This is a genomic window from Paenibacillus sp. RC84, from assembly GCF_041260495.1.
GTDB lineage: Bacteria > Bacillota > Bacilli > Paenibacillales > NBRC-103111 > Paenibacillus_F.
Window position 1 is genome coordinate 539,010 of sequence record NZ_JBGBYL010000003.1, and the last position, 21,398, is coordinate 560,407.

General features: G+C 53.5%; 20 protein-coding genes, 1 pseudogene and 1 riboswitch. Of the genes and pseudogenes, 18 read left to right on the forward strand and 3 right to left on the reverse strand.

The features are described 5' to 3' along the window. Positions 1-38: 38 nt before the first annotated feature. The 6 genes and pseudogenes from ABH899_RS09825 to ABH899_RS09855 all read left to right on the forward strand — a co-directional run bounded on the left by ABH899_RS09825 (position 39) and on the right by ABH899_RS09855 (position 5,971). Positions 39-2,303, forward strand: a complete 2,265-nt coding sequence (locus tag ABH899_RS09825) for a hypothetical protein (RefSeq protein ID WP_369995840.1) — start codon at positions 39-41, stop codon at positions 2,301-2,303. A gap of 36 nt (positions 2,304-2,339) precedes the next feature. Then, positions 2,340-2,978, forward strand: a complete 639-nt coding sequence (locus ABH899_RS09830) for a hypothetical protein (RefSeq protein ID WP_369995841.1) — start codon at positions 2,340-2,342, stop codon at positions 2,976-2,978. A gap of 14 nt (positions 2,979-2,992) precedes the next feature. Further along, a complete protein-coding gene (locus ABH899_RS09835; protein ID WP_369995843.1) occupies positions 2,993-3,508 on the forward strand; it encodes an A24 family peptidase in 516 nt (171 codons plus the stop codon). 145 nt (positions 3,509-3,653) lie between these two features. After that, a pseudogene (locus ABH899_RS09840) lies at positions 3,654-3,944 on the forward strand (DUF6382 domain-containing protein); the annotation flags it as partial. Between the two features lie 408 nt (positions 3,945-4,352). Next, the gene (locus ABH899_RS28590; RefSeq protein ID WP_483312618.1) at positions 4,353-5,606 is read left to right on the forward strand and encodes an FHA domain-containing protein; all 1,254 of its coding nucleotides are present in this window, start codon (positions 4,353-4,355) and stop codon (positions 5,604-5,606) included. 74 nt (positions 5,607-5,680) lie between these two features. Beyond that, a complete protein-coding gene (locus tag ABH899_RS09855; protein WP_009672411.1) occupies positions 5,681-5,971 on the forward strand; it encodes a Dabb family protein in 291 nt (96 codons plus the stop codon). A 512-nt stretch (positions 5,972-6,483) separates the two neighbouring features. Here ABH899_RS09855 and ABH899_RS09860 read toward each other — a convergent pair. Beyond that, positions 6,484-7,302, reverse strand: coding sequence for a CAP domain-containing protein (locus ABH899_RS09860; protein WP_369995844.1), 819 nt, complete (start codon positions 7,300-7,302; stop codon positions 6,484-6,486). Positions 7,303-7,308: 6 nt separating this feature from the next. After that, a riboswitch (cyclic di-AMP (ydaO/yuaA leader) is annotated at positions 7,309-7,444 on the reverse strand. 531 nt (positions 7,445-7,975) lie between these two features. Between ABH899_RS09860 and ABH899_RS09865 the strand changes: the two genes are divergently transcribed. The 6 genes from ABH899_RS09865 to kapB all read left to right on the forward strand — a co-directional run bounded on the left by ABH899_RS09865 (position 7,976) and on the right by kapB (position 14,438). Further along, positions 7,976-9,064: a M42 family metallopeptidase gene (locus ABH899_RS09865; protein ID WP_369995845.1), complete on the forward strand. Its 1,089-nt coding sequence runs from the start codon at positions 7,976-7,978 to the stop codon at positions 9,062-9,064. A gap of 107 nt (positions 9,065-9,171) precedes the next feature. Further along, the gene (locus tag ABH899_RS09870) at positions 9,172-11,121 is read left to right on the forward strand and encodes an ABC-F family ATP-binding cassette domain-containing protein (RefSeq protein ID WP_369995847.1); all 1,950 of its coding nucleotides are present in this window, start codon (positions 9,172-9,174) and stop codon (positions 11,119-11,121) included. Positions 11,122-11,226: 105 nt separating this feature from the next. Continuing rightward, complete coding sequence (locus tag ABH899_RS09875; protein ID WP_036740543.1) at positions 11,227-12,843, forward strand: ABC-F family ATP-binding cassette domain-containing protein; 1,617 nt, start codon at positions 11,227-11,229, stop codon at positions 12,841-12,843. Between the two features lie 164 nt (positions 12,844-13,007). Beyond that, entirely contained in the window at positions 13,008-13,541 is a 534-nt protein-coding gene (locus ABH899_RS09880) for a hypothetical protein (RefSeq protein ID WP_369995848.1), read from the forward strand. 116 nt (positions 13,542-13,657) lie between these two features. Beyond that, positions 13,658-14,020: a thioredoxin family protein gene (locus tag ABH899_RS09885; RefSeq protein ID WP_369995849.1), complete on the forward strand. Its 363-nt coding sequence runs from the start codon at positions 13,658-13,660 to the stop codon at positions 14,018-14,020. 19 nt (positions 14,021-14,039) lie between these two features. Further along, a complete protein-coding gene (kapB, locus tag ABH899_RS09890; RefSeq protein ID WP_009672499.1) occupies positions 14,040-14,438 on the forward strand; it encodes a kinase-associated lipoprotein KapB in 399 nt (132 codons plus the stop codon). Between the two features lie 208 nt (positions 14,439-14,646). On the opposite strand, the gene ABH899_RS09895 is transcribed toward kapB, so the two are convergent. Further along, a complete protein-coding gene (locus ABH899_RS09895; protein ID WP_369995851.1) occupies positions 14,647-16,173 on the reverse strand; it encodes an N-acyl-D-glucosamine 2-epimerase in 1,527 nt (508 codons plus the stop codon). 268 nt (positions 16,174-16,441) lie between these two features. Between ABH899_RS09895 and ABH899_RS09900 the strand changes: the two genes are divergently transcribed. Genes ABH899_RS09900 through ABH899_RS09910 form a run of 3 tightly spaced genes read left to right on the forward strand, consistent with a single transcriptional unit; the run spans position 16,442 to position 18,685 of the window. Beyond that, positions 16,442-17,524 carry a Gfo/Idh/MocA family protein gene (locus tag ABH899_RS09900; protein WP_326056518.1) on the forward strand — a complete coding sequence of 361 codons (1,083 nt, stop codon included), beginning with the start codon at positions 16,442-16,444 and terminating at the stop codon, positions 17,522-17,524. Between the two features lie 20 nt (positions 17,525-17,544). Then, complete coding sequence (locus tag ABH899_RS09905) at positions 17,545-18,225, forward strand: trimeric intracellular cation channel family protein (protein ID WP_369995852.1); 681 nt, start codon at positions 17,545-17,547, stop codon at positions 18,223-18,225. Further along, a complete protein-coding gene (locus ABH899_RS09910; protein WP_369995853.1) occupies positions 18,215-18,685 on the forward strand; it encodes a hypothetical protein in 471 nt (156 codons plus the stop codon). Before ABH899_RS09905 ends, ABH899_RS09910 begins: the two co-directional genes overlap by 11 nt. 149 nt (positions 18,686-18,834) lie before the next feature. Here ABH899_RS09910 and ABH899_RS09915 read toward each other — a convergent pair whose 3' ends face one another. Beyond that, a complete protein-coding gene (locus ABH899_RS09915; protein ID WP_369995855.1) occupies positions 18,835-19,509 on the reverse strand; it encodes a stalk domain-containing protein in 675 nt (224 codons plus the stop codon). Positions 19,510-19,823: 314 nt separating this feature from the next. On the opposite strand from ABH899_RS09915, the gene ABH899_RS09920 reads away from it, so the two are divergent. From ABH899_RS09920 to ABH899_RS09930, 3 genes are all read left to right on the forward strand, one after another. Further along, complete coding sequence (locus tag ABH899_RS09920; protein ID WP_009672540.1) at positions 19,824-19,982, forward strand: hypothetical protein; 159 nt, start codon at positions 19,824-19,826, stop codon at positions 19,980-19,982. Beyond that, a complete protein-coding gene (locus ABH899_RS09925; RefSeq protein WP_326056529.1) occupies positions 19,979-20,182 on the forward strand; it encodes a hypothetical protein in 204 nt (67 codons plus the stop codon). The genes ABH899_RS09920 and ABH899_RS09925 overlap by 4 nt, the downstream gene beginning before the upstream one ends. 304 nt (positions 20,183-20,486) lie before the next feature. After that, positions 20,487-21,398 carry an AAA family ATPase gene (locus ABH899_RS09930; protein ID WP_369995856.1) on the forward strand — a complete coding sequence of 304 codons (912 nt, stop codon included), beginning with the start codon at positions 20,487-20,489 and terminating at the stop codon, positions 21,396-21,398.

A 21,398-nucleotide genomic window follows, 5' to 3' on the forward strand; every position in this document is an offset into this window, starting at 1 on the left:
ATCAAGGGCGGCTTCGGCTGCCCGGAAAGGAGCGTGTTTTGAGAAGCTTCTATAACTCCGAGACGGGTACCGTTTCCATTTATTTGATCATTATTCTCGTCCCTATCTTTTTTCTGCAAGCGGTTCTGATCGATTTTGCACGGGTAAAGGCCGCTGAAAGAGAAGCGGATACGGCTGCAAGGGCCGCGGTCCGTTCCGTTCTTTCGGCATTTGATACGGAGCTTCAAAAATACGGGCTGTTCGGACTTACCGGAGAGCCGGAAAGTTCGGAATCCCTTTTCAGCACGATATACAAAGAAAATCTTTCCGGGAGTTCAAGCGGTAGTTTTTATAAAATGCTGGATACAAAGCCGGAAGAGGGGCGCGCGTCACTGACCTCGCTATACACGCTTGCCAATCATCCGGTGTTTAAAGAACAAATCCTTGAACATATGAAATACACCGCGCCGATCGAATTCGTGCTGGAGATAACGGATAAGCTTCAAAAACCCGGTGCGGTCAAAACGCTGGCAAACGGCTCCGCATACGCCAAAGAAGCGGAGAAAATCGAAAAACTGCTTGCCAAACGGGAAGAATCGCTCGATCGGGCATGGGCGGAAACGGTCAAGCTGAAGGAAGAGCTGAATGGCCGGCACCATAATTATCGGGCACGAATAACCGAGCTGAACCGCCTTTCGGAGCTGATCGGCTTAAACACCGCGGACGGGGTAAGGTTGCAAATCAAAACCTTGGAAGAACAAATCCGCTCGCTCTCGGACTCCATTTCAAGTTTGAACAGCTCCCTTGCAGCTGCTGCCGCAGCAGGACCGGAAGCGGCCGCAGCCCTTCAAGGGATGATGGACCGCATACGTTCGCTTCAGGACCAGTTGACTGAACTGCAAAGCAGGCTTTCCGATCTGAAGACGCTGCTTGAAAATATTGTGAAATACACCGCCCTTCTGGCGGCAACCAAGCTTGAAATCGTCAGTGACGACGAGAAAGTGCAAAATCTGCAAAAATCCGTTCAAGAGCTGCTCGGTGAAGCGAAGAAAGCAAACGATGAGTTAAACACGGAGCTAAAACGCGTATCATCCGCTACGGGCAATGAACTTAAAGCCTTCGAAGCGTTCAAAAGCTTGAAAATTCTTAGTGAAGACGATTTCCGTACCTATCAGACAGGAATCGCTTCAAGTGCGGCATTGTTCAGCGGTTTTCGCAGCGGCATCGGAAGCACTAATCTATTCACGAACGCCAACGCTCAGAAGATACACGCCGCAAACGATGCCTACCAGGCCCAAATGGATGAAACCTACCAAAAACAGCTTGTCATTGAAACGGAGCGAACCGAGCAGAACGAAACGATCCGTAAAGAAAAAGAAAAGCAGCGCTCGAAAATACAAGCGGTGTTGGATCGGGCCAAGCAGGCGATGGGAGACTGCGGCACGGATCAGACGGCTGGACCGGTTTCGACTTTCTACGAGACTTTGGAGGGGAAAGGGGAAGACGGGTTATACCGAAAATACATGACTCTAAACGAGAATCCTTCGAATGCCGGTGGCAGCCCGGTGTACGATCTGGAGGGCAAGCCCGACACGGAAATTCAGCATGCCATGAGTTTGCTGGAGCGGCTTGGCCAAACGGGGGAAAGTATCCGCAATGAGCTTTTCGTAAACGAGTATGCCTTGTCTCAGTTTAACTATAGAACCTACGGGCGGGAATTGGACGGATCGGGGCAGCCAAAGCCGCTTCACGCGTTGTCCGAGCCGTCAGGCCATAAGCTTCCAGGCCAAGAAGTCGAGTATTTATTGTACGGATTCAATTCTTGTGCCAAAAACATGTCATCGGCTTATGGTGAAATGTTTGCTTTCCGTTTTGCAGTCCGGACGGTGGAAGAATTGATGGATCCGAAAAACGAACTGCTTCAGGCAGGTTCTCCGCTGCTGGTACTGCTGGCCAGTGCTGCCGAGGCAGCCGTCAAAGCTCTGGCGGATATGGACAGCTTAACCGAAGGAAAAGCAGTTCCGATATCAAGCAAACTGACGAACCCTTTGTTTACTTTCACTTATAAAGACTATTTGAGGATCTTTCTTCTCCTGCACAGCTCTGACACGAACCTGTTGGCGCGCCTTCAATCCTTGATCGAACTGAATACAGAGCGGACGTTGGATCACGCTGTAACTTACATACAGGGGTCCGCTGAATCCTCCGTATCCTTATGGTTTTTGCCGGGATTAATGAAACTGATGAACGGGACGGGCATTTCTTCCTGCGAAGTAAGAGAAAACAGGTGCCGCTTTATCAGTCGTGCGGATTTGGCGTATTAGATAACACGCGAACCGAACAGGACGGGAGCGATGCGTATGCGCATGTTTAGAAAAAGCGAGCAAGGGGGAATGGTGCTGGAAGCGGCGCTTATTCTGCCCATGTTCGTCGGTTTTATCGTCGCCCTTATCGTATGCATCCAGATAGCGGTAGCTGATATGGCGCTGCGGTCTGCGGTAAGTGAATCTACGAAGGTTTTGGCCGCGGGGCTTTATCCGGCGGAGGTACTGTACAGACAGGGTGAACAATCATTCGACCAGACGGCTCTCGCATCAGGGGCTCAGAATGTAGTCGATACTCTTCAAAACTTAAGAGAACAAGCCGCGCAAGCGGGAGAATTTATCGACTCGGTTGAAGCCTACATCCCGGATCCCGTAGTCGGACTTTTGGCATGGGTTCGCCAAGCGGGTGAAAGCGGTGCGGATGGGGTAAAGGAAGCGGCAAGTTCGGCACTCCGTGATGCCATGAAGCCGGTTGTGTACAGTTTTGCGGACAAACGGATTCTGAAGAAGGACCGGTTCCGCATCGGCGGGGTGACACTACCCAGTTTAACGAACCGGGAACGGGCTTATCTCGGTTTCGAAGTTACCTATGATTTCCCTCTTGCCGTTCCTTTCTTCAACCGTACGCTTGTTTTGAAAAAGAAAGCGCTGGAGCGGGTCTGGCTGGGCGCGTAAAAGGAGACATCACTATGGAGGAGCTGCTGCTTTCTCTTCTTATTCTGGCCGCGTTTGTAACCGATGTACGAAAATCGATTATTCCGAATGTCTTGACTGCCGCAGGTGCCGGTACCGGAATGATGTACCATCTTCTTACAAATGGCTGGAGCGGACTTGTTTTTTCTTTGGCGGGCTGCACGACCGGTTTTATTGCGCTTTTTATTTTGTATGCGGCAGGGGCGATCGGTGCGGGGGACGTTAAGCTGTTCGGGGCGATTGGAGCTTTAACGGGCGGGGTCTATGTTTTTACGTGCGCGCTTTATTCTTTATTATTCGCGGGAGCGATCGGCTTGTGTTTGCTTCTTGCGAGAAAAGAAGGAGTCAAACGGCTCGGGCGCTTGTTCGGCGGATTGGCCCTATGTTTGTTTCTTAAAGATTTGTCGTTCTGGAAAAGCTTGAAACAAAGTGATCAACTGCGGTTTCCTTTTATGTATGCGGTACTGCCGGGGGTTCTGGCTGCTTACTGGTACGGAAGCCTCGCTTTTTAACAGAAGCCCGTCAGAGATGCGAAAGGATGAAGCTATGGAAATATTCGGATTGAGGGCAAGCATACGATTGACGCAAGGCAGATGGCTGGAAGTGGGCATGGAAGAAGAGCTGAGCATTGAACGCCTAATGCCCGTGCAGCTTAAGATGCTTGCAGAAAACCCTATTCCGCGGGTACTGCCTTTGAAAGTGGAAGAGATCGATAGTCATGTCAGGCTGCTCTATAACCTGGCTTCAAGACGGTCTCTGGCAGCTATCCTTAAAGAGCGCAGTCCAGATCCCGCCGGATGTCTTCAACTACTGCACGAAGCGGCGGCTTGTGTAAGCGATAGCGGCAATTTTATGCTAAATGAGGCCCAGTTTGTTGTGGATAAAAATTACATATATATCGAAAGTGGCTGGGCAGACGTCTCGCTGCTGTGCCTCCCTATAAAGGAAATTCCGGTTGGATCTGCCTCCGTTATGTGGAGTGCGCTTGTTCGAGACTTGGGCAGTCGGCTTAAAGCGAAAGAGCGTGGAAGTCTCGAGAGACTTGCCAAGTACTGTGAGCATGAAAACTTCTCCGTTCGAGAATTTAAAAGGCAAATCTATCTGGAAATAAGTGGGAACTGGCTAAGTATTGAGGAAAACAGCGGGAAAGGAGGTGTGGAGTCGGACTCGATTGTTCGAACTTCAACCGTACCGGACTCGGAAATGCAGGACCCTGCACGTTTCTGTGAGCGGAGCGTTTATGCGTTTTCTGTTTTGCAGAAGCGAGCGCAAGATATTCCTGTAACGGAACCGCTACAGCTTCACAGAGAGAGTAACGATGTTGATGAGGGGCTTTTGCGAAGAGAGAGCGCACACATGTCCCAAGACAGGATTGGGTCGCCTCATAAGCTTGTGGGTGAAAGCATTACAGATCCCAAGCCGCGGGGTGCAGCAGAGAAGTTTATCCGAAGACGTCAACAAATTACTGCGGACGGCTCCGATTATCCTGTGCCTGTCGAAGGAAACCATACGGCTTCTGCTTCTGCCGCTTTGAGCTATGCGCATCCGGTCTCGCCGAACAAGGCCGCTTCCGATGCGGGTCCCGATTTGACTCCGGCATCCTTTGCAGTAGGTTCATCCGCAGCCGCTTCCGGAGCCGGAACCCGCTTTTCCGCGAGCGCTGAGGTAAATCCCACCGGCACCGGAGAGACTGTTCTCCGTACGACAGCTCCGCGTACCGCCTCACCGCCAACTGCAGCTCCAATCGCTGCGGCGCAAACCCAACCTGCTGCGGTTGTTGCGCAAACCGCGCCGCAGCCTGCTGCGGCTGTGCCGCTCAGCCGGCGGCAGACCGGCTCCGGCATGCAGGCGGCAGGGCACCCGCCGCCGCCTCACGCCGCGCCGCAGCCGCAAGCCGCGCTCGCCGGAGCGGCTGCCTCCGCGGGACCGCTTCCCGGGTCCCGCGGCAAAATCCTCGCGCTGGGAGGCGCATTCCTGATCATCGGGATGATCTGGAACGCTTATTTCAGCGCGCCCGGGCCCCCGCTGCTGTACATCAGCAGCGGAGCGACGCTGCTGGTGCTAGATGCCGCTTACGTACTGCTGGCAATCGGCCTTCCGGGCCGACGCAGCAGCCAGTTGAAAGAAGCGGCACCCTCCGGCAGCAGCCCGTATCCGCCTGCGGCGGAACAGGAGCCGGTGTCGCTCGAGCAGTACTACGCCGGACTGGGCGAACGTACGACGCTTCTGGCTCCGCCGCTATCAGCGGTGAACAACGCGGATGAAACCGTTTATCTCGGCGCTGAGTCAGCCCCGCCGCATGCGAAGTTCCGCCATCCCGTGCTCCAAGTGATGCGGGAAGGCCGGAAGGAAACGATTCTGCTCGACGCGGATTCTTTTATTATCGGGCGAGGGGTAGGAGATGCCGACTATATCGAAGATGTACTCGGAATCTCGCGGATTCACGCGCAATTTTTGCGGACACCTGAAGGTTATGCGGTCAAAGACCTCGGTTCGCGAAACGGTACGTTTCTAAACGACGGGATGCTCGTTCCTTATCAAATGGTCGCTTTGAAAGACGGGGATGTGGTGCGGATCATTCACACCGAATTTACCTTCCGATTCGGCTGACCGGTTCCTGTCGTGGAACGATAATGGTATAATGGGACGGGTTATTGAAGAAACGGGAAAGAGGAGAATGTCCAATGATTACACATGTCGTGTTTTTCAAGCTTAAAGACCGCAGCCCGGAGTCCGTCGAACAAGCAAGAGCCAAGCTGCAGAACATGGAAGGCAAAATTTCCGAACTGCTGCATATCGAAGTGGGCGCGGATGTGATCCATTCCGAACGTTCTTATGACTTGGCTTTGATTACGAAGTTTAACTCGCTTGAAGATCTCAAAGCTTATAATGTGCACCCCGTCCACCAGGATGTGCTCGCCTATATGGGCGAAGCCAAAGACGGCGTCGCTCCCTGCGTAGACTTTGAAAGCTAATCTATTCGAAAAAAATCAGGTAACACTCGTAAGAACTTGCCGTTTTTCGCGGCAGGTTCTTTTTATGGTGCAGCCGCCGGCAAAACACTCGATGTGAAAGTCATGGCTGCCATCATCTCTAGGTGAGCGGATTCCTACGTACCGATGTCATTCAACGCCGGAAGCCTCTTTCCGACTAGCGCAATGCCACTGCAACGCCATCTGAAGTATCACAACAGCATAAAGCTCTACTGTAGAATTCCCTTATCTTAAGGTTGCCGAAGGATTACCCGATGCCTTACTTCAATAAATCGTCCAGCAATCGTCCCACTTAGTTTCCCCCACGCCTTCTGTATTATGACTCCTTACTTCTACCCGGAGCACTAGGCCCCTAGCCCCCAGTTTTTTCGCAAAAAAAGCGGCCGGTTCCGGGTCAGGAACGGGCCGCTTTTCAAAGCTGCATTAGATTGAATTGTAGGATCAAATTATAGCCTTAAATTGTATATTCGCATTCGTGCATTTGCAAAATCGAATTAGTTCGCGATAAACTCTTGAACCCATTCGCCGTTATAGTAAGCGACTCCGATTTTCGTAAAGTTCGGGCTCAAAATGTTTTCACGGTGACCCTGGCTGTTCATCCACGAGTTCATCACATCTTGAGGAGTGCGCTGTCCTTTGGCGATGTTTTCGCCTGCATACGTATAGGAGATGCCATAAGATTTCATCATATCAAATGGAGATCCGTACGTCGGAGAGTTGTGATCGAAATAGTTGTTTGTATACATATCCTTCGCTTTGTCCAATGCCATCGCGGCAAGCGCGCTGTCGGAAGCGAGCGGTTTTAATCCCGCTTTGGCACGTTCTTGGTTCACCAGCGTTACGACCTGATCCGCGAATTCCGATTGGGAAGCGGCCGGTTTTTCAGCCGGTTTCGGTGCCGGAGTCGCGACAGGTGCGGACGGCTTGGTTGTCGGTTTCGGCGTGTTTACGGGTGCCTGAGTTTCCGGAGCGGGCTTGCTCGGTTTTGCCGGTGGTGCAGAAGGTTTCTGGGCTTCCGGTTTCTTTTCGGGCGCGGTTGGCGCGGCCGGTGCCTCGGCAGACGGTTTTTCCGCAGCGGGAGGCGCTGCCGGTACGACGATCTGCATGCCTTTCCAAATGAAATTCGAATTTTTCAACTGCGGATTCGATGTAAGAAGAGAGGCGAGATCAATGCCGTATTTGTTCGAAAGGGTCGCGAGTGTGTCCCCGCCGGAAACGTTGCACGGCTCGGCGGATGCGGATGCGGCGCCTGCTCCGAAAACGGACGTAAGAGCAAAAACACCAACGAGAGTTGCTTTTTTGATAGATTTCAAAGTAAAATCTCTCCTTTTTTCGGCCTGCGAGGTTAGCTGACGGATTCGGGTCAAAGAGCAATCACCCGGCCATGAGCATCATGGCTTCACCCCAAAAATGGGTTCCCCCGTGCTTCCGGAGAAGCTTCGGCCTTGTTTTTTTTTGCTTTCTGTCTGAGAAGAGGAGCCTGCATGATGCGCTGCTCTGCACTCTCTCCCGGAAGAAGCCTTTTAATCCTAGCATGCGATTTGCTAGATTTCACGGGACAAAGTTTTCCAGCCGCGGCCGGATTGTTTTTCCGGAAACGGGTTTATCGTTTGAAAACAACGGGGAAACAGTGTAGTATCACCAGTAAGAGAACGCTTTTGAAGGCATGCCAAATTGGCGTAAAATTCCGGAATTTACAGTCTTTTTTATGGGAATTTGCAAGATTGTAAATAAGTGAGATCTTTAAAAGGAAGTTCACCGGTTAATTTTTTCGGCAAAACCGTCCGGACAGATAGAATCCGGCGGATGTGCGACATTTAGGGTTGATGATAGAGGGATTTTCGGGGTATTAAGTAGAAGCAAGCCTTTACATAGCGCTCAGAAACGGAAACCGGCCGCCGGTCAGGCGGAGAGCTTTACCTTTGAACGGTTTCGTTTGCAGAGCGACACTACTCGTACCGGGATGGAAAAGGAGAGGTTGAGTTTATGGAGCAAGTAAACAGAACGTATCTGCTGGAAGTGCTGGACATGCTTTTGCAAACGCCAAGCCCGAGCGGATACACCCACCACATTATGGATAAAGTGAAGGCGGAAGCCGAGAAGCTGGGCTACAAGCTGGAACTGACGAATAAAGGCTGCGGCATCATTACGATTCCGGGCAAACGGAGCGATTACACGATCGGGCTCTCGGCTCATGTGGATACGCTCGGGGCGATGGTGCGGTCCATCAAGGACAACGGGCGTCTGCGCCTCACGTCGGTGGGCGGTTTTATGATGGCTGCCATCGAAAACGAGTACTGCCGCGTTCATACGCGCCAGGGACTCAGCTATGAAGGCACCATTTTAACGACTAAGCCTTCGGTTCACGTTTTTCCAGATGCGAGAGACCACAAGCGCCTCGAGGAGAACATGGAAGTTCGCCTGGACGAACTGGCTTTTAACAAGGAAGAGGTACAGAAGCTGGGAATTCGTGTCGGGGATTTCGTGTCATTCGAGCCGCGGGTCCGCATGCTGGAGAACGGGTATGTCAAGTCCCGTCATCTCGACGATAAAGCGAGCGTGGCCGCGCTGTTCGCTCTTATGGATCTTCTGAAGAACGAGCTGATCGAACCGGCCTGTACCGTTAAAATCATATTGACCACTTACGAGGAAGTCGGCCACGGGGCTTCCTACATCCCGGCCGACATTGATGAGCTCCTTGCCGTCGACATGGGAGCCATGGGGGACGATCTGACCTGCACCGAGCAGGACGTCTCCATTTGTGCAAAAGATTCCAGCGGCCCTTACGACTACGCGATGACCTCTCAGCTTATCCGCCTCGCGGAACATTCCGGGATCCGCCACGTGGTGGATGTGTACCCGCAGTATGGTTCGGACGCTTCGGCGGCGCTCCGCGGAGGCAGCAACATCCGTGCGGCGCTGATCGGCCCCGGCGTTCATGCCTCCCACGGCATGGAACGCACGCATGTGGACGCCATCGCGGGAACGGCCTCTCTGCTGCTGCAATATATTCTGCACCCGGCCGCGGCAGCGAGCGACCCCGAACAGCCGGAAAATCCGGTCAGCCCGGTTTAAATCCGAAGAAATCGATTCTACATCCGGCTGGTCTCATCCCTACGCCCGACGGCGGGCATGAGGGCAGCCGGATTCATTTGGCGCGGCGCTTAAGGACGGAGGAACTCATGAGTATTATTCATGCCGAACATCTAGTAAAAACTTACGGAGAGAAAGTTCTCTTCGACGACATATCGTTTACCATCTCGGAAAAACAGCGGATCGGTCTGATCGGTGTCAACGGCACCGGCAAGTCTTCTCTGCTGAGAATTTTGGCCGGTTTGGAAACGCCGGACTCCGGATCGATCGTTCATTCCAATCATTTCAGAGTGGAATACTTGCCTCAACAGCCGGAGTTTGATGAACGTTCAACGGTTCTGGAGCAGGTTTTCTATGGAGAAACGCCGCTTATGAAAGTGCTCCGCGACTACGAGCAGGCGCTCGCGGCTCTTGATAGCAGCCCCGAAGACGAGGCAGCGCAGCAAAAGCTGATGCGGGTGCAGGGGAGAATGGACGAGCTGGACGCTTGGGAGGCCGGCACAACGGCCAAGACAGTCCTGACGAAGCTCGGCATCACGGAATTCGGCAAGCCCGTCGGCGAACTGTCCGGCGGCCAGCGGAAGCGTGTCGCGATGGCCCGCGTACTGATCCAGCCCGCCGACCTGCTTATTCTCGACGAGCCTACCAACCACATCGACAACGAGACGGTGGACTGGCTGGAGCAGTTTCTAAGCAAATGGAAAGGCGCTCTGCTGCTCGTCACGCACGACCGCTATTTTCTGGAGCGCGTGACCAGCCGCATCCTGGAGCTCGATCGCGGCAGCATATACAGCTATGAAGGCAATTACACGACGTTTCTGGAGAAAAAGGCCGAGCGCATGGAGCGTGAAGCCTCCAGCGAAGACAAGCGGCGCAACCTGCTCCGTAGAGAGCTTGCCTGGCTGCACCGCGGCGCGAAAGCCCGCACGACGAAGCAGAAAGCCCGCGTCGAACGGGCGGAGGAGCTGCGCGACCGCAAGGTCGACGGGCCTGCGGCAAAGCTCGATATGGCTCTGGCAGGCAGCCGCCTCGGCCGCAAAGTCATCGAGCTCAACCAGGTGAGCAAAGGCTACGAGGGCCGTGAGCTCATCCATGATTTCAGCTACATTGTGCTGCCGGACGACCGGATCGGCATTATCGGCCGCAACGGAAGCGGCAAATCGACGCTGCTGAATATGCTTGCCGGACGCCTTAGCCCGGACAGCGGCGAAATCGAGCGGGGGAGCACCGTCAAGCTTGCCTACTACACACAAGAAAGTGTGGAGATGGATGACAAGCAGCGTGTCATCGAGTATGTCCGGGAGGCGGCCGAGGTCATCCGAACGAAGGACGGAGAGAGCATCACGGCGGCGCAGATGCTGGAAAGATTCCTGTTCCCGCCGAATCTCCAGTGGACGCCGATCGGGAAACTTTCCGGGGGCGAGAAACGCCGGCTCTATCTGCTGCGTACACTGATGGGAGAGCCGAATGTCCTGCTGCTCGACGAGCCGACGAACGATCTGGATATTCAGACCTTGTCCATTCTGGAAGATTATCTGGAGCAGTTTCCGGGGGCCGTCATCACGGTATCCCATGACCGTTATTTCTTGGACCGGACCGCCGACCATCTGTTCTCGTTTACGGGCGAGGGAGAGATCGAACCGTATATCGGAACGTATTCCGAATACCTGGAGCTCAAACAGCAGCGTGAAGCTTCCGAGCTTAAGCCCGACGCCAAAGAAAAAGCCCGGACCCAGGCCTCCGCATCATCGGCTCCATCCACGGGCACAACCGGAGCGGTCTCCGGCGGGGAACGCGCGAAGAAGAAAAAACTCTCCTTCAACGAGCAGAAGGAATGGGATACGATCGAAGACCGCATCGCGGCGCTCGAAGAGAAGCTGGAGCGGATCAAGAGCGATATCGCGAAGGCCGGAAGCGACTACGGCCGCGTACAGGAGCTGTACGCCGAGGAGATCGCCGCCGGTGAAGAGCTGGAGCAGGCGATGGAACGCTGGACCGTCCTCTCGGAGCTCGTGGAGGAAATCGAACGCGGCAAGTAAGCTCATTCCCGCAATTACGAGCGGGGAGCCCTTTTTTATGGTATACTAAAAGGAATTGGCTTGGAAGAAGCCGTGATTCTACAAAAAGGCAGGTTAACCGCACTTATGATCACTGTAACGGATGTAACGCTTCGATACGGCAAACGCGCTCTTTTCGAAGACGTTAATATTAAATTTACTCCCGGCAACTGCTATGGCCTGATTGGCGCTAACGGAGCGGGAAAATCCACGTTTCTGAAAATTTTGTCCGGCGAAATCGAGCCCAACAAAGGGGACGTTCATATCGCTCCGGGCGAGCGTATGGCGGTTCTGAAGCAGAACCACTACGAATTCGATGAAACCGATGTTCTGAAAACGGTCATGATGGGCCATGCGCGCCTCTTTCAGATTATGGAAGAGAAAGACGCTCTCTACGCGAAATCGGACTTCTCCGAAGAAGACGGTATCCGTGCCGGCGAACTTGAAGGCGAATTCGCCGAGCTTGACGGCTGGCAGGCGGAGTCCGACGCGGCCGAGCTTCTGATCGGCCTCGGCATTCCGAAAGAGCTTCACGACCAGAAGATGAAAGATCTGGACGGCAACGAGAAAGTCCGGGTCCTTCTTGCGCAGGCCTTGTTCGGCAGCCCGAATATTCTGCTGCTCGATGAGCCTACCAACCATTTGAATCTCGAATCGATCCAATGGCTGGAGAACTTCCTGGCCAGATTCGAAGGCACCGTCATCGTGGTATCCCATGACCGTCACTTCCTGAACCAGGTTTGTACGCATATCGCGGACATCGACTTCAGCAAAATTCAGATGTACGTCGGCAACTACGACTTCTGGTACGAATCCAGCCAACTGGCTTTGAAGCTTGCCAGAGAGCAGAACAAGAAAACCGAAGAGAAGCGTAAAGAACTCGAAACGTTTATCGCGAGATTCAGCGCCAACGCCTCCAAGTCGAAGCAGGCGACATCGCGTAAGAAACAGCTCGAGAAGCTTACTCTGGACGACATCAAGCCGTCCAACCGCAAATATCCGTTCATCAATTTCAAACCGGAGCGGGAAGCGGGCAAGCAGCTTCTGGCGATTGACAGTGTCAGCAAATCCGTTGAGGGCCAGAAAATTCTCGATAATATTTCCATCACCGTGAACAAAGGCGACAAAATCGCTTTCGTAGGTCCCGACGGACATGCGAAAACGACCCTGTTCCAGATTTTGATGGGCGAAACGGAAGCGGATGAAGGCACCTACACATGGGGCGTCACCACAACCCAGGCTTATTTCCCGAAAGACAACTCGCAGTACTTCGAGGGTGTGGATATGAACCTCGTCGACTGGCTGCGTCAATATTCCAAAGATCAGGACGAATCGTTTATCCGCGGCTTCCTGGGCCGGATGCTTTTCTCCGGTGAAGAAGCGCTTAAGAAAGCGAGCGTTCTGTCCGGGGGCGAGAAAGTGCGCTGCATGCTGTCCAAAATGATGCTCGCAAGCGCCAACGTTCTTATTCTCGACGAGCCGACGAACCACTTGGATCTCGAATCCATTACGGCTCTCAATAACGGGCTGATCGACTTTGACGGCACGATGCTGTTCGTGTCCCATGACCATCAGTTCATTCAGACGATTGCCAACCGCATTATCGAAATTACGCCTAAAGGCGTGATTGACCGGATGATGCCTTACGATGAATATCTGGAAAACGAAGATGTGCGCCGTCTGCGCGAAGAGTATTACGCTTAAAGCAGCAGAGGCTTGCGAACGGGATACACAGAAGAGGCGCTTGGATGTTTATCATCCGGGCGCCTTTGCTGCGCTCCGGAGATGCGGGAACAGACGGATTATCCGCTTGCCGCTGCCGCACAACCGTAATGCAATAAACACTGATCGAAAAGGAGCTGCCCGGTATGTTTGATCCGACGGTTTACGAGAATTTAAAAGTCGTTTTGGAAGGCGCTGTCTACGATTTGGATCTGTCCGGGGGGATTCTGGTTACGAACCGGTCGGACGTCATGAATCTGTCCAGCCTGGGCCGCCATTACCGGATCCGTTTTGTCCTCCGCGGCGGTGAAGAGAACACGGCTTCTCCGTGGGCGGAGCTTCATCTGGCGGCTGAACTGGAAGATTTGGCTGCGGAGCTGCTGAGCCGCAAAGGAGCCGAGCCGGGTTGTGCGCTTACGGTGAGATTCGGATTCCTTGTCGGCGATCCCTCGCGGGACTGTCCCGCGGTCGGATCGTCTCTGGAATCCATCTGGAGCGGAAGGCCGCTCATCACCCAGACGCTTTCTTATGTGTTCGGCTCCGAAAACGAAGGCTGGCACAATGAGGTTTTGCTTGAGTTCGGCCGCAAGGTCAACGAAAGCCATCTCGACGACTTCGAAGGGCTGCTGGAACATACGCTGTTGTCGCTGTCCGTGCTCAGGGACAAACATGCTTCCTGAAACGGGTCGGGACCCATTTTTTTGCGACCGGCTTCTGCCCTTTAGGGAACCTCTTAGTCTTAGATACTCCCGAGCTTTGCAGCCGGAACACGGCTTTTTATGGAAAGGAGATTGGTATGCAGGAATGGAACGATGACCAAATCAAGCAGGCCCTCCTAGAAAAACAGTCGTTCGCCGTATTTTTTCATACCCCGTTTTGCGGAACTTGCAAAGTCGCCGGACGAATGCTGGACGTGGCTCTGACGATCGAGCCGGAACTGCCCCTTAAAGCCTGCAACGCGAATTACGCGGGGGCGTCCGTGCAAAAGTGGAAAATCTCGTCCATCCCCTGTATAGTGGTGGTAGAGAAGGGAATTGCCGCACGATTCATTTACGCCGTGAAATCGGTCGACTATTTGCTGGCCGAGCTTCGTCATTTGACGGGTATGCAGCATTTGAGGATCGTCGCATCGTCGGATTTTCCGGAAAATACTCCGTAACAGAGAGGAGCATCCACTTATGAACTATAGAAACGAAAGCACTGCTTCCGTCGGTGATCTGGTCATAGCATCTTACAAAACAGGGGAGTATATAGGCCGCATCGTGGAACCGCCGTCCAATATAAAAGCAGCCGTTCAGGTTCTTGCGGTCGTTAAGCATCCTTCGCAAGGGGATCTTCATAATCCGCAGCAGGGGGATGTCCCTTTCTTTCACCAGCGCCGCGCGCTGGCCTATCAGGAAATTGCGTTGATGCCGCTGTCCAGCATCCATGCCTACCACGGGAATGTTCCGGATTACACCCTTTCGCTCCAGCAGGCTCTCGAACGCGAGCTGAACATGCTGCATCAGACGGAGGAGTGGGCAAGGCGTTCCATTGCGGAGCTGGAAGAGCTGCATCGCGAATATTTTCCGCAGTAATACGGCCGGCTGTACAAGTTTTAGAGCCAGGATAAACAGATAACATGCGTAAATAAATCCGTTAGAAAGCAAAAAAATCCTGCATTCACGAATCGTGAACGGGATTTTTCTGCTTTTTACCCCTTTCTGTATGTTTCGTATTCAGGAAGAAGCCCGTAACGTAATAGGCTGTTCGCTTCATTTATTGGAGCAGGTATTCACGCGAAGACTAATGCTTGGGCACATCCACGACAATATCCCCTCCGATTACGTTGGGCGTTTGCGTCTTGTTATAGAACCAAAAGCCAGGCGTGTCTTTAATACCGCGCAAAGTCAGCCGGAATTCTTTTTTGGGCAGGTGGCCCGAGCGGATCAGCAGATTGCTGCCGTCAACCGAGATTTCCCCGGGATTAAGGGTAAAGCTTTCCGCGCCTGCCGAAACCGTCACGTTTCCTTCGCCTTTCGCCGAGCCTTCGTCGATTCTTTTCTGAAAAGGGATCTTTACTTCCGTGCGTGAAAGCCGCTGCGCTTTGCCGGGGATGGGGGCTTCCTTGTACATATATCCGCCCAGATGGTATTCGTACGCGGTCCAGGTGGAATAGCCGAGTGAACGGACGGAATCGGAAAAAGCGCTCACCCACCCGCCGTCCTTAACCATCAAGAGGGCCGAGCCGATATCCGCCTGAACCCCGAGCGGAAGATCCGGATGCTCCGCTTTGATTTTATCCGCAAAAACCTTGTAATGCTTCACGTAATCGGGAGGAAGACTCTCCTGCGGTTTAAGCCAGTCGGGCCAGTGGGTTTGCAGGAAATGGATGTCCGGTTTGACCCGGCCGACCATGGCCGCTGCATCGAGGCCCTGCCATTCCCTCAGCTTGTCAAAGGAACCGGGACCCGCGTCTATAGCCAAAGACCAGGTCGCCACCAGAATGCCCGGACGGGCTTCCCGCACTCCGCCTTTCCCGTTCATCAGTTCGTTCAGGAAATCGTTCACGGCTTCAACCCGGAAATCGACCCACTTCAGGTAGGCCGCCATGTCGGTTAAATAATAACGGGGCGAGGAGGCGTTGGTAAAATCGGGCATCTCCAGGCCCGTTTTGTCGCGGAACGCTTTCTGCGCGAGCGGCCCGACGTCCCCGTACACGCCTCGGTTGATTCCGTCCCATTCGGGAAAGTAGGGTTCGGCGACCTCAATCCCGTCGAAAGGATAATCGCGCACGAGCTTAGCCAGCGCCTGCTTTTTCCACTGGACATAGGCCGGGCTGTGGGGAGAGAACCGGTAATACCCGTCGTTCAGAGGCTTAAGCAGCCCCATCTGCCACGAAGGCCAATCCGCCGGAAAACGTGCCGTAGAGTAACTCCCGTTACCGAGGACGAGCGCCCATACCCCGATGCCTTTTGCCTGGAGGGCTTCGATAAAGGTGCGATTCACATCATTTTCGTTGACGACAAAATAATGGACCGTTTTGTACCCGCGCTGAAGAAGCTCGTCGGCTATGCTTTCGGGTGTTCGGTTCTGATAATAGGGAAAAGAGGGATCAACCTGGATGGAAGGGCCTTTCAGGGCGGCTTCTTTGCGTTTTTTCTCCGCTGCTTTGGAGTGAGGGGACGGGGCTGTCAAATCTTCCTGCGCGAGTGCGGGCACGGCCGACAAAAGGTGAGTGAGGAGTGTCACCAGGATCATCAGCGTAAGGGTTTGAACTAACCTTCCCTTGCTCCGCCGGGGACCTGGGCCGTGCTTTTTCCAACTGTTCATGTCGTCATTCCTCCTTGCTTTCCGTTAGGATGGGCATTTCGGGGACGGGCTTATGAGTCGTATGGAAGTTAAAATATTTCACTTTTTTAGTATATCACGGAAAAAATGTTCTTTATATGTCCGCGCATAAAAAAGACAGCGTTTTATTCTTTCGAAAACCGCTCGGAGAAATCCTTTTGAAAATATGGCCGGAAGGCTGATGCTGTCCTCCATTTGTGTTAAAATAAAGCCGAACTTACTTTATCGTGATATCGGAGGGTTTTGCACAATGGCACTCAATGATGAGATCAGAATCGGCGTCATCGGCGCGGGCAATATCGGTAACGTGCACATACTAGGGCTGCTTGAAACCCCGGGCGTTACGGTAGCTGCGGTTGCCGACGTGTTTCTTCCGCTTGCCGAAGCGCGGGCCAAAGAACATCAGATCTCTAAAGTTTACGGAAATGGTGAAGATTTGATCCATGATCCCGACATAGATGCAGTGGTTATCGCCGTATCGAACGAATGGCACGCTCCCCTTGCGGTAAAAGCGCTTCAGGCCGGCAAGCACGTCCTGCTGGAGAAGCCGATGGCCATCGATGTTAAGGCCGCGAAGGAAATCGTCCTGGCCGAACGCGAAAGCGGCAAGGTACTGATGATTTCACACCAGCGCCGCTGGGAACCGCTCAATATGCAGGTGAAGGAGCTCGTACAGCGCGGCAAGCTGGGCAGCATCTACCATGCCAAAACCGGCTGGCTGCGCCGCAAAGGAATTCCGGGCTGGGGCACCTGGTTCACCCAGATGTCCAAATCGGGCGGCGGCCCGCTGATCGATATCGGCGTCCATATGCTGGATTTGTCTCTCTCGTTGATGGGAAATCCCCGTCCGGTTTCCGTCTTCGGCGCGACCTATTCGGAATTCGGTCCCAAACGCCGCGGAATCGGCAGCTGGGGCAAACCGAACTGGAGCGGCAGCTATGACGTGGAAGACTTGGCGACAGCCCTGATCAAGATGGACAACGGGAGCACGCTGACGCTCGACGTGAGCTGGGCGGCACTGACCGAAACCGACAATCAGCCGTATATTCATCTTCTCGGCACGGAAGGCGGGGCCACCTTGAGAGGAAGCTCCTACGGTAAACTGTTTGCGGAAATGTTCGATAAAGAAATCGACGTGGAGCTTGAGCTGCCCGAGCAGCAGACCGATCCGCGCCTCCTGATGAACATGCATTTTCTGGAATGCATCCGGACCGGAAGCGAGCCGATGACATCCGTCATGTCGGGCTATACGAACAACTTGATTCTCAATGCAATCTACGAATCGTCCCGTACCGGCAAAGAGGTTGAACTGGACTGGGATTTATCTAACTAACCCGGGGGAGCTGCAGAAAAGTGGATTGGATGGCGTTAAGCTTAATCGGAACGATCGCGTTTGCCGTCAGCGGCGCGATTGTCGCAATGGAAGAAGATTATGATATCCTGGGCGTTTATGTCCTGGGCTTTGTAACCGCATTTGGCGGAGGGGTGGTCCGCAACCTGCTGATCGGAGAGAAAGTGACGATGCTCTGGCAGCAGGGGTTCCAGTTCACGATTGCGCTGGCCGCAATGACGCTGGTCTTTATATTTCCGCTGGCCTGGATCAAGCGGTGGAAATCCTGGGAATCGTTCTTCGACGCCATCGGTCTGGCGGCCTTCTCGATTCAGGGGGCGCTCTACGCGTCCAATCAGGGACTTCCTGTAAGCGCCTCGATCGTTGCGGCCGTACTCACGGGAATCGGCGGCGGGGTTATCCGCGATCTCCTGGCCGGGCGCAAGCCTCTCGTTTTAAGAGATGAAATCTACGCGGTCTGGGCCATGCTGGCCGGCTTTCTGATCGGCATCGGCTGGCCCCAGAATCCGCTCGGTCTGATTATTTTGTTCATGATCGTAGTCGTGTCCCGGATGTTCTCCGTAATCTTCAAATGGAAGCTCCCGCGCCGTTCTCTCCGGACACTGCTGCAGCAAAATGACGTGCCGAACCAACAGCGGCCTCCCGCATTGCAGGAAGAAAGGAGAGAGTTCGATGTCAGCTGAATCTTTCTCGGCCCACGGCAAAATTTCTGGGGATCTTCTGCAGGAAAGACTAGAAACGGTCAAAGATTTGAAGCAGGGCGAGCTGGACATGTACGCCTTGTCCAAAGATAAGGAAACCGGGGAGCACTACGTGCATTACGCATACAAACACCGGCAGATTTCGGGTACGGGCGAAGAAGAGCAGTTTCATCAGTTGCTCCCCGTGGAGAGCGACGATGTGCTCGGAATCCTGTTCTCGGAACAGCCGTACGAATATCCGGACGCCTGGAACCGGCCGTTCCTGCGCAACGGTCCCGAAGGGTTCTACATCTGGTTTGATCCCGGTTACGTCGAGGATACCGATGCGGATGAACATTTTGCCCGGGAAGTGTCGGAACGGCTGCTCAAAATGAAGCAGGCGGGAAAAGTGGACGAAGAGGCGGTAAGAAAGCTTTTTCGCGAACTGGATGACTTAAAATAAGTGTTGCGGAAAGCGTCCTTGCGAGGGCGCTTTTTTGCTTCTCCTCCGCCTGGAGAAAGGTGAACGGCCAAAGAAGCCGATCCATCTGCAGAAAGTAAAAAATCTCCTTGCACCATGCGCAAGGAGATGAAGACGTATTAGGAATGCATTTATTTAAAGTACGAAGTGGTGAGAGGTACGAACATGCCGCCGTCTCCCTTGATATCCGCGTTGATGAAGATTTCTTCCACACCGGCAATATCGACTTCGATGGTCTTCAAGCCTTCTTGGATGGCGATCGTCGTTGTTTTCAATTTGATGTCTTTTTTGCTGTCTTGCACAAAAAATCTTTCGATATCATTACCGGTAGCCGCCACCTGAAGCACAAGCTTCTGGTATTTGCCTTTGGGATACAGCATGAAGCCGCTGGAGCGGCTTGACTTCGCGTTATCGAAGTAGACATCTTTGTAATCTTTGCCGCCGTAAGTCGTCAGATTGGGGTCTTTCGTGTGATAGGACGAATCTTCGAAGTCCTTGGCCAGGGCGACCCCTTCCGCTTGCTCGCCTAACAGGACCGTGTTGGTTGCTCCGTCGTAATTGACGGCTACGTTCAAGGTTTTGGCAATGCTCCGGACAGGCAGATAGGTGTTGCCGTCATACGTGATCGGAAGCACGACAGCTCCCTGCTCATCCTGTAGTTGGACAGGGGAACCGTTATATTTGACCGTAATGGAACCGTTCAGATAGGCTTTGATTTCCTGTAGATTGGCCCCGGCCAACACTCCGGTTCCCATACTCAGTACCATGGCGGCGCCGATTGCGGTTGCTGCTAGTTTCTTCTTCAAATCATTCTCACTCCTCTTCGGGATTAGGTCACCTGAAAACGCAAGGACCCATTCAGGCGGTTGGTCACTTTATTTACGTTAAGTTTTTACATTAGTTGCAGATAATTAACATTATAATGAGGGTTTATTATCCTAATAAGGGTCGAAGTACCTAAATTATACGGAGGCATCCTTGCGAGGATACTTTTTTTATTGGAGCCCGGCAACGGGAAGGGGTAACTTTTAAAAAAGAACAGGCATGGGAAGAATAAGAAGCGGTACGGCTCAAGCCGGAAAACATTCAACGGGAAGACATCCGACAGGAGGCTTAACACATGAAGATGAACGGATACACGTTTGCCGAATTGAACGGAAAAGAAGAACTAATAGAAGAGATCCGCAGTCTGGAAAGCAAATTGCAGGAACAGACAGGGGAACCGATCACCTTGATCGCTTACGAAAAAGAGCAGGCCGGGAACGGAGAACGGGCATGATTAAACAATACTTCGCCGAAGTCGTACTGGATGAGAGCGCAACGCTGAGCGATAGTCTGAACAGTCTCGTGGACCGGGCGGAGAATGAATTCGGCACCTCTTATATCGAGATCGCCTCGATCGTGCCGACGAAGCCCGACCGGTTTACGGTCATTTTGAATCTGGATTTCAACCGCAAAAAAGGGGAGGACAAGGCTTAACGCCTGCGTCCTCCGGAAAAGAGGCCGGCAGTGGCAAACGCATATAAAGTCCGCGCGACTTGCGGATCTTCTTCTTGCGCGTATGTGCATCCCCATGACATTATTCGGGCGGTCAATTATGAGTCTTCATACGCAATGGCGCTGATGCTCAATGACATCCCTTCCTATATGAGCTGTCCTTCCTGCGGAAATGATTTGCATTTTTATCCGTTTGCGCTTATCGAGGAGCTGGGAACTTGACACCGCTTGCTCTTTTGACAGATAGTTAAAAAGAGAGAACGCAACACGGGAAGGAAGACGCCGGATGAATGTGACACCTGCCGCTATGGTGCGGCAATGGGAATTGCCTGATAAGATTACAAACCGAATCCTTACACTGCGCAGCCGGATTGAATCGGGGCCGCTAACTGAGGAACAGCTCCGTTTAATCGGAAAACCGGGGTTCGTCCCCGCACAGCCCGAAGTGCTCACAGACGCGATCATCGCTTTGGCGCTCGGCAAGCCCGTTTTGCTGAAAGGACCGACGGGTTCCGGCAAAACGAAGCTGGCCGAGCACTTGTCTTTTCTGACGGGTCAGCCGATGCACAGCGTCAATTGTTCCACGGATCTCGACGCGGAAGCTTTACTCGGGTTCAAGACCCTGAGCCGGTCCGGGGAAGGCACGACGATTGAATTTGTGCCGGGGCCGGTCATTACCGCCATGAAAGCCGGGCATATCCTTTACATAGATGAAGTAAATATGGCGAAGCCCGAGACGCTGCCGCTTATTAACGGGGTTCTCGACCACCGGAGAACGCTGACCAATCCGTTTACGGGCGAGACGGTCACGGCTCACGAAGATTTCCGCGTCATTGCGGCGATTAACGAAGGATACATCGGGACCGTTCCGCTTAACGAAGCGCTGAAAAATCGTTTCGTGGCCGTCGACGTCCCTTATCTTCAAGGAGAAGCGCTCCTCCGTCTGCTGACGGAGCGTACGGAACTGCGGGACACCCGTCTTCTCGAAGCGTTTGCGGCCCTGTCCGCCGATTTGCTCGCTCTCGTGCAGATGGGTCAGCTGTCCGACGAAGCGGCGTCCATCCGCGCCCTGCTGGACGCGTGCGATCTCGCCGCGTTCATGCCGCCCCGGAGGGCCGTGGAACGGGCCATTGCCGCCAAGCTGGAAGACGAACGAGAAAGGGCCGCCGTGCGCAACGTGGCGGAGACGCTCTTTTAG

Excerpts from the sequence above, each read along its gene's own strand:
- ABH899_RS09920 (WP_009672540.1), top strand. The coding sequence starts at position 19,824 with ATGAAGATGAACGGATACACGTTTGCCGAATTGAACGGAAAAGAAGAA.
- ABH899_RS09925 (WP_326056529.1), top strand. The coding sequence starts at position 19,979 with ATGATTAAACAATACTTCGCCGAAGTCGTACTGGATGAGAGCGCAACG.
- ABH899_RS09930 (WP_369995856.1), top strand. The coding sequence starts at position 20,487 with ATGAATGTGACACCTGCCGCTATGGTGCGGCAATGGGAATTGCCTGAT.
- ABH899_RS09900 (WP_326056518.1), top strand. The coding sequence starts at position 16,442 with ATGGCACTCAATGATGAGATCAGAATCGGCGTCATCGGCGCGGGCAAT.
- ABH899_RS09870 (WP_369995847.1), top strand. The coding sequence starts at position 9,172 with ATGAGTATTATTCATGCCGAACATCTAGTAAAAACTTACGGAGAGAAA.
- ABH899_RS09855 (WP_009672411.1), top strand. The coding sequence starts at position 5,681 with ATGATTACACATGTCGTGTTTTTCAAGCTTAAAGACCGCAGCCCGGAG.
- kapB (WP_009672499.1), top strand. The coding sequence starts at position 14,040 with ATGAACTATAGAAACGAAAGCACTGCTTCCGTCGGTGATCTGGTCATA.
- ABH899_RS09910 (WP_369995853.1), top strand. The coding sequence starts at position 18,215 with ATGTCAGCTGAATCTTTCTCGGCCCACGGCAAAATTTCTGGGGATCTT.
- ABH899_RS09880 (WP_369995848.1), top strand. The coding sequence starts at position 13,008 with ATGTTTGATCCGACGGTTTACGAGAATTTAAAAGTCGTTTTGGAAGGC.
- ABH899_RS09830 (WP_369995841.1), top strand. The coding sequence starts at position 2,340 with ATGCGCATGTTTAGAAAAAGCGAGCAAGGGGGAATGGTGCTGGAAGCG.
- ABH899_RS09875 (WP_036740543.1), top strand. The coding sequence starts at position 11,227 with ATGATCACTGTAACGGATGTAACGCTTCGATACGGCAAACGCGCTCTT.
- ABH899_RS09835 (WP_369995843.1), top strand. The coding sequence starts at position 2,993 with ATGGAGGAGCTGCTGCTTTCTCTTCTTATTCTGGCCGCGTTTGTAACC.
- ABH899_RS09865 (WP_369995845.1), top strand. The coding sequence starts at position 7,976 with ATGGAGCAAGTAAACAGAACGTATCTGCTGGAAGTGCTGGACATGCTT.
- ABH899_RS09885 (WP_369995849.1), top strand. The coding sequence starts at position 13,658 with ATGCAGGAATGGAACGATGACCAAATCAAGCAGGCCCTCCTAGAAAAA.
- ABH899_RS09895 (WP_369995851.1), bottom strand. The coding sequence starts at position 16,173 with ATGAACAGTTGGAAAAAGCACGGCCCAGGTCCCCGGCGGAGCAAGGGA.
- ABH899_RS28590 (WP_483312618.1), top strand. The coding sequence starts at position 4,353 with ATGTCCCAAGACAGGATTGGGTCGCCTCATAAGCTTGTGGGTGAAAGC.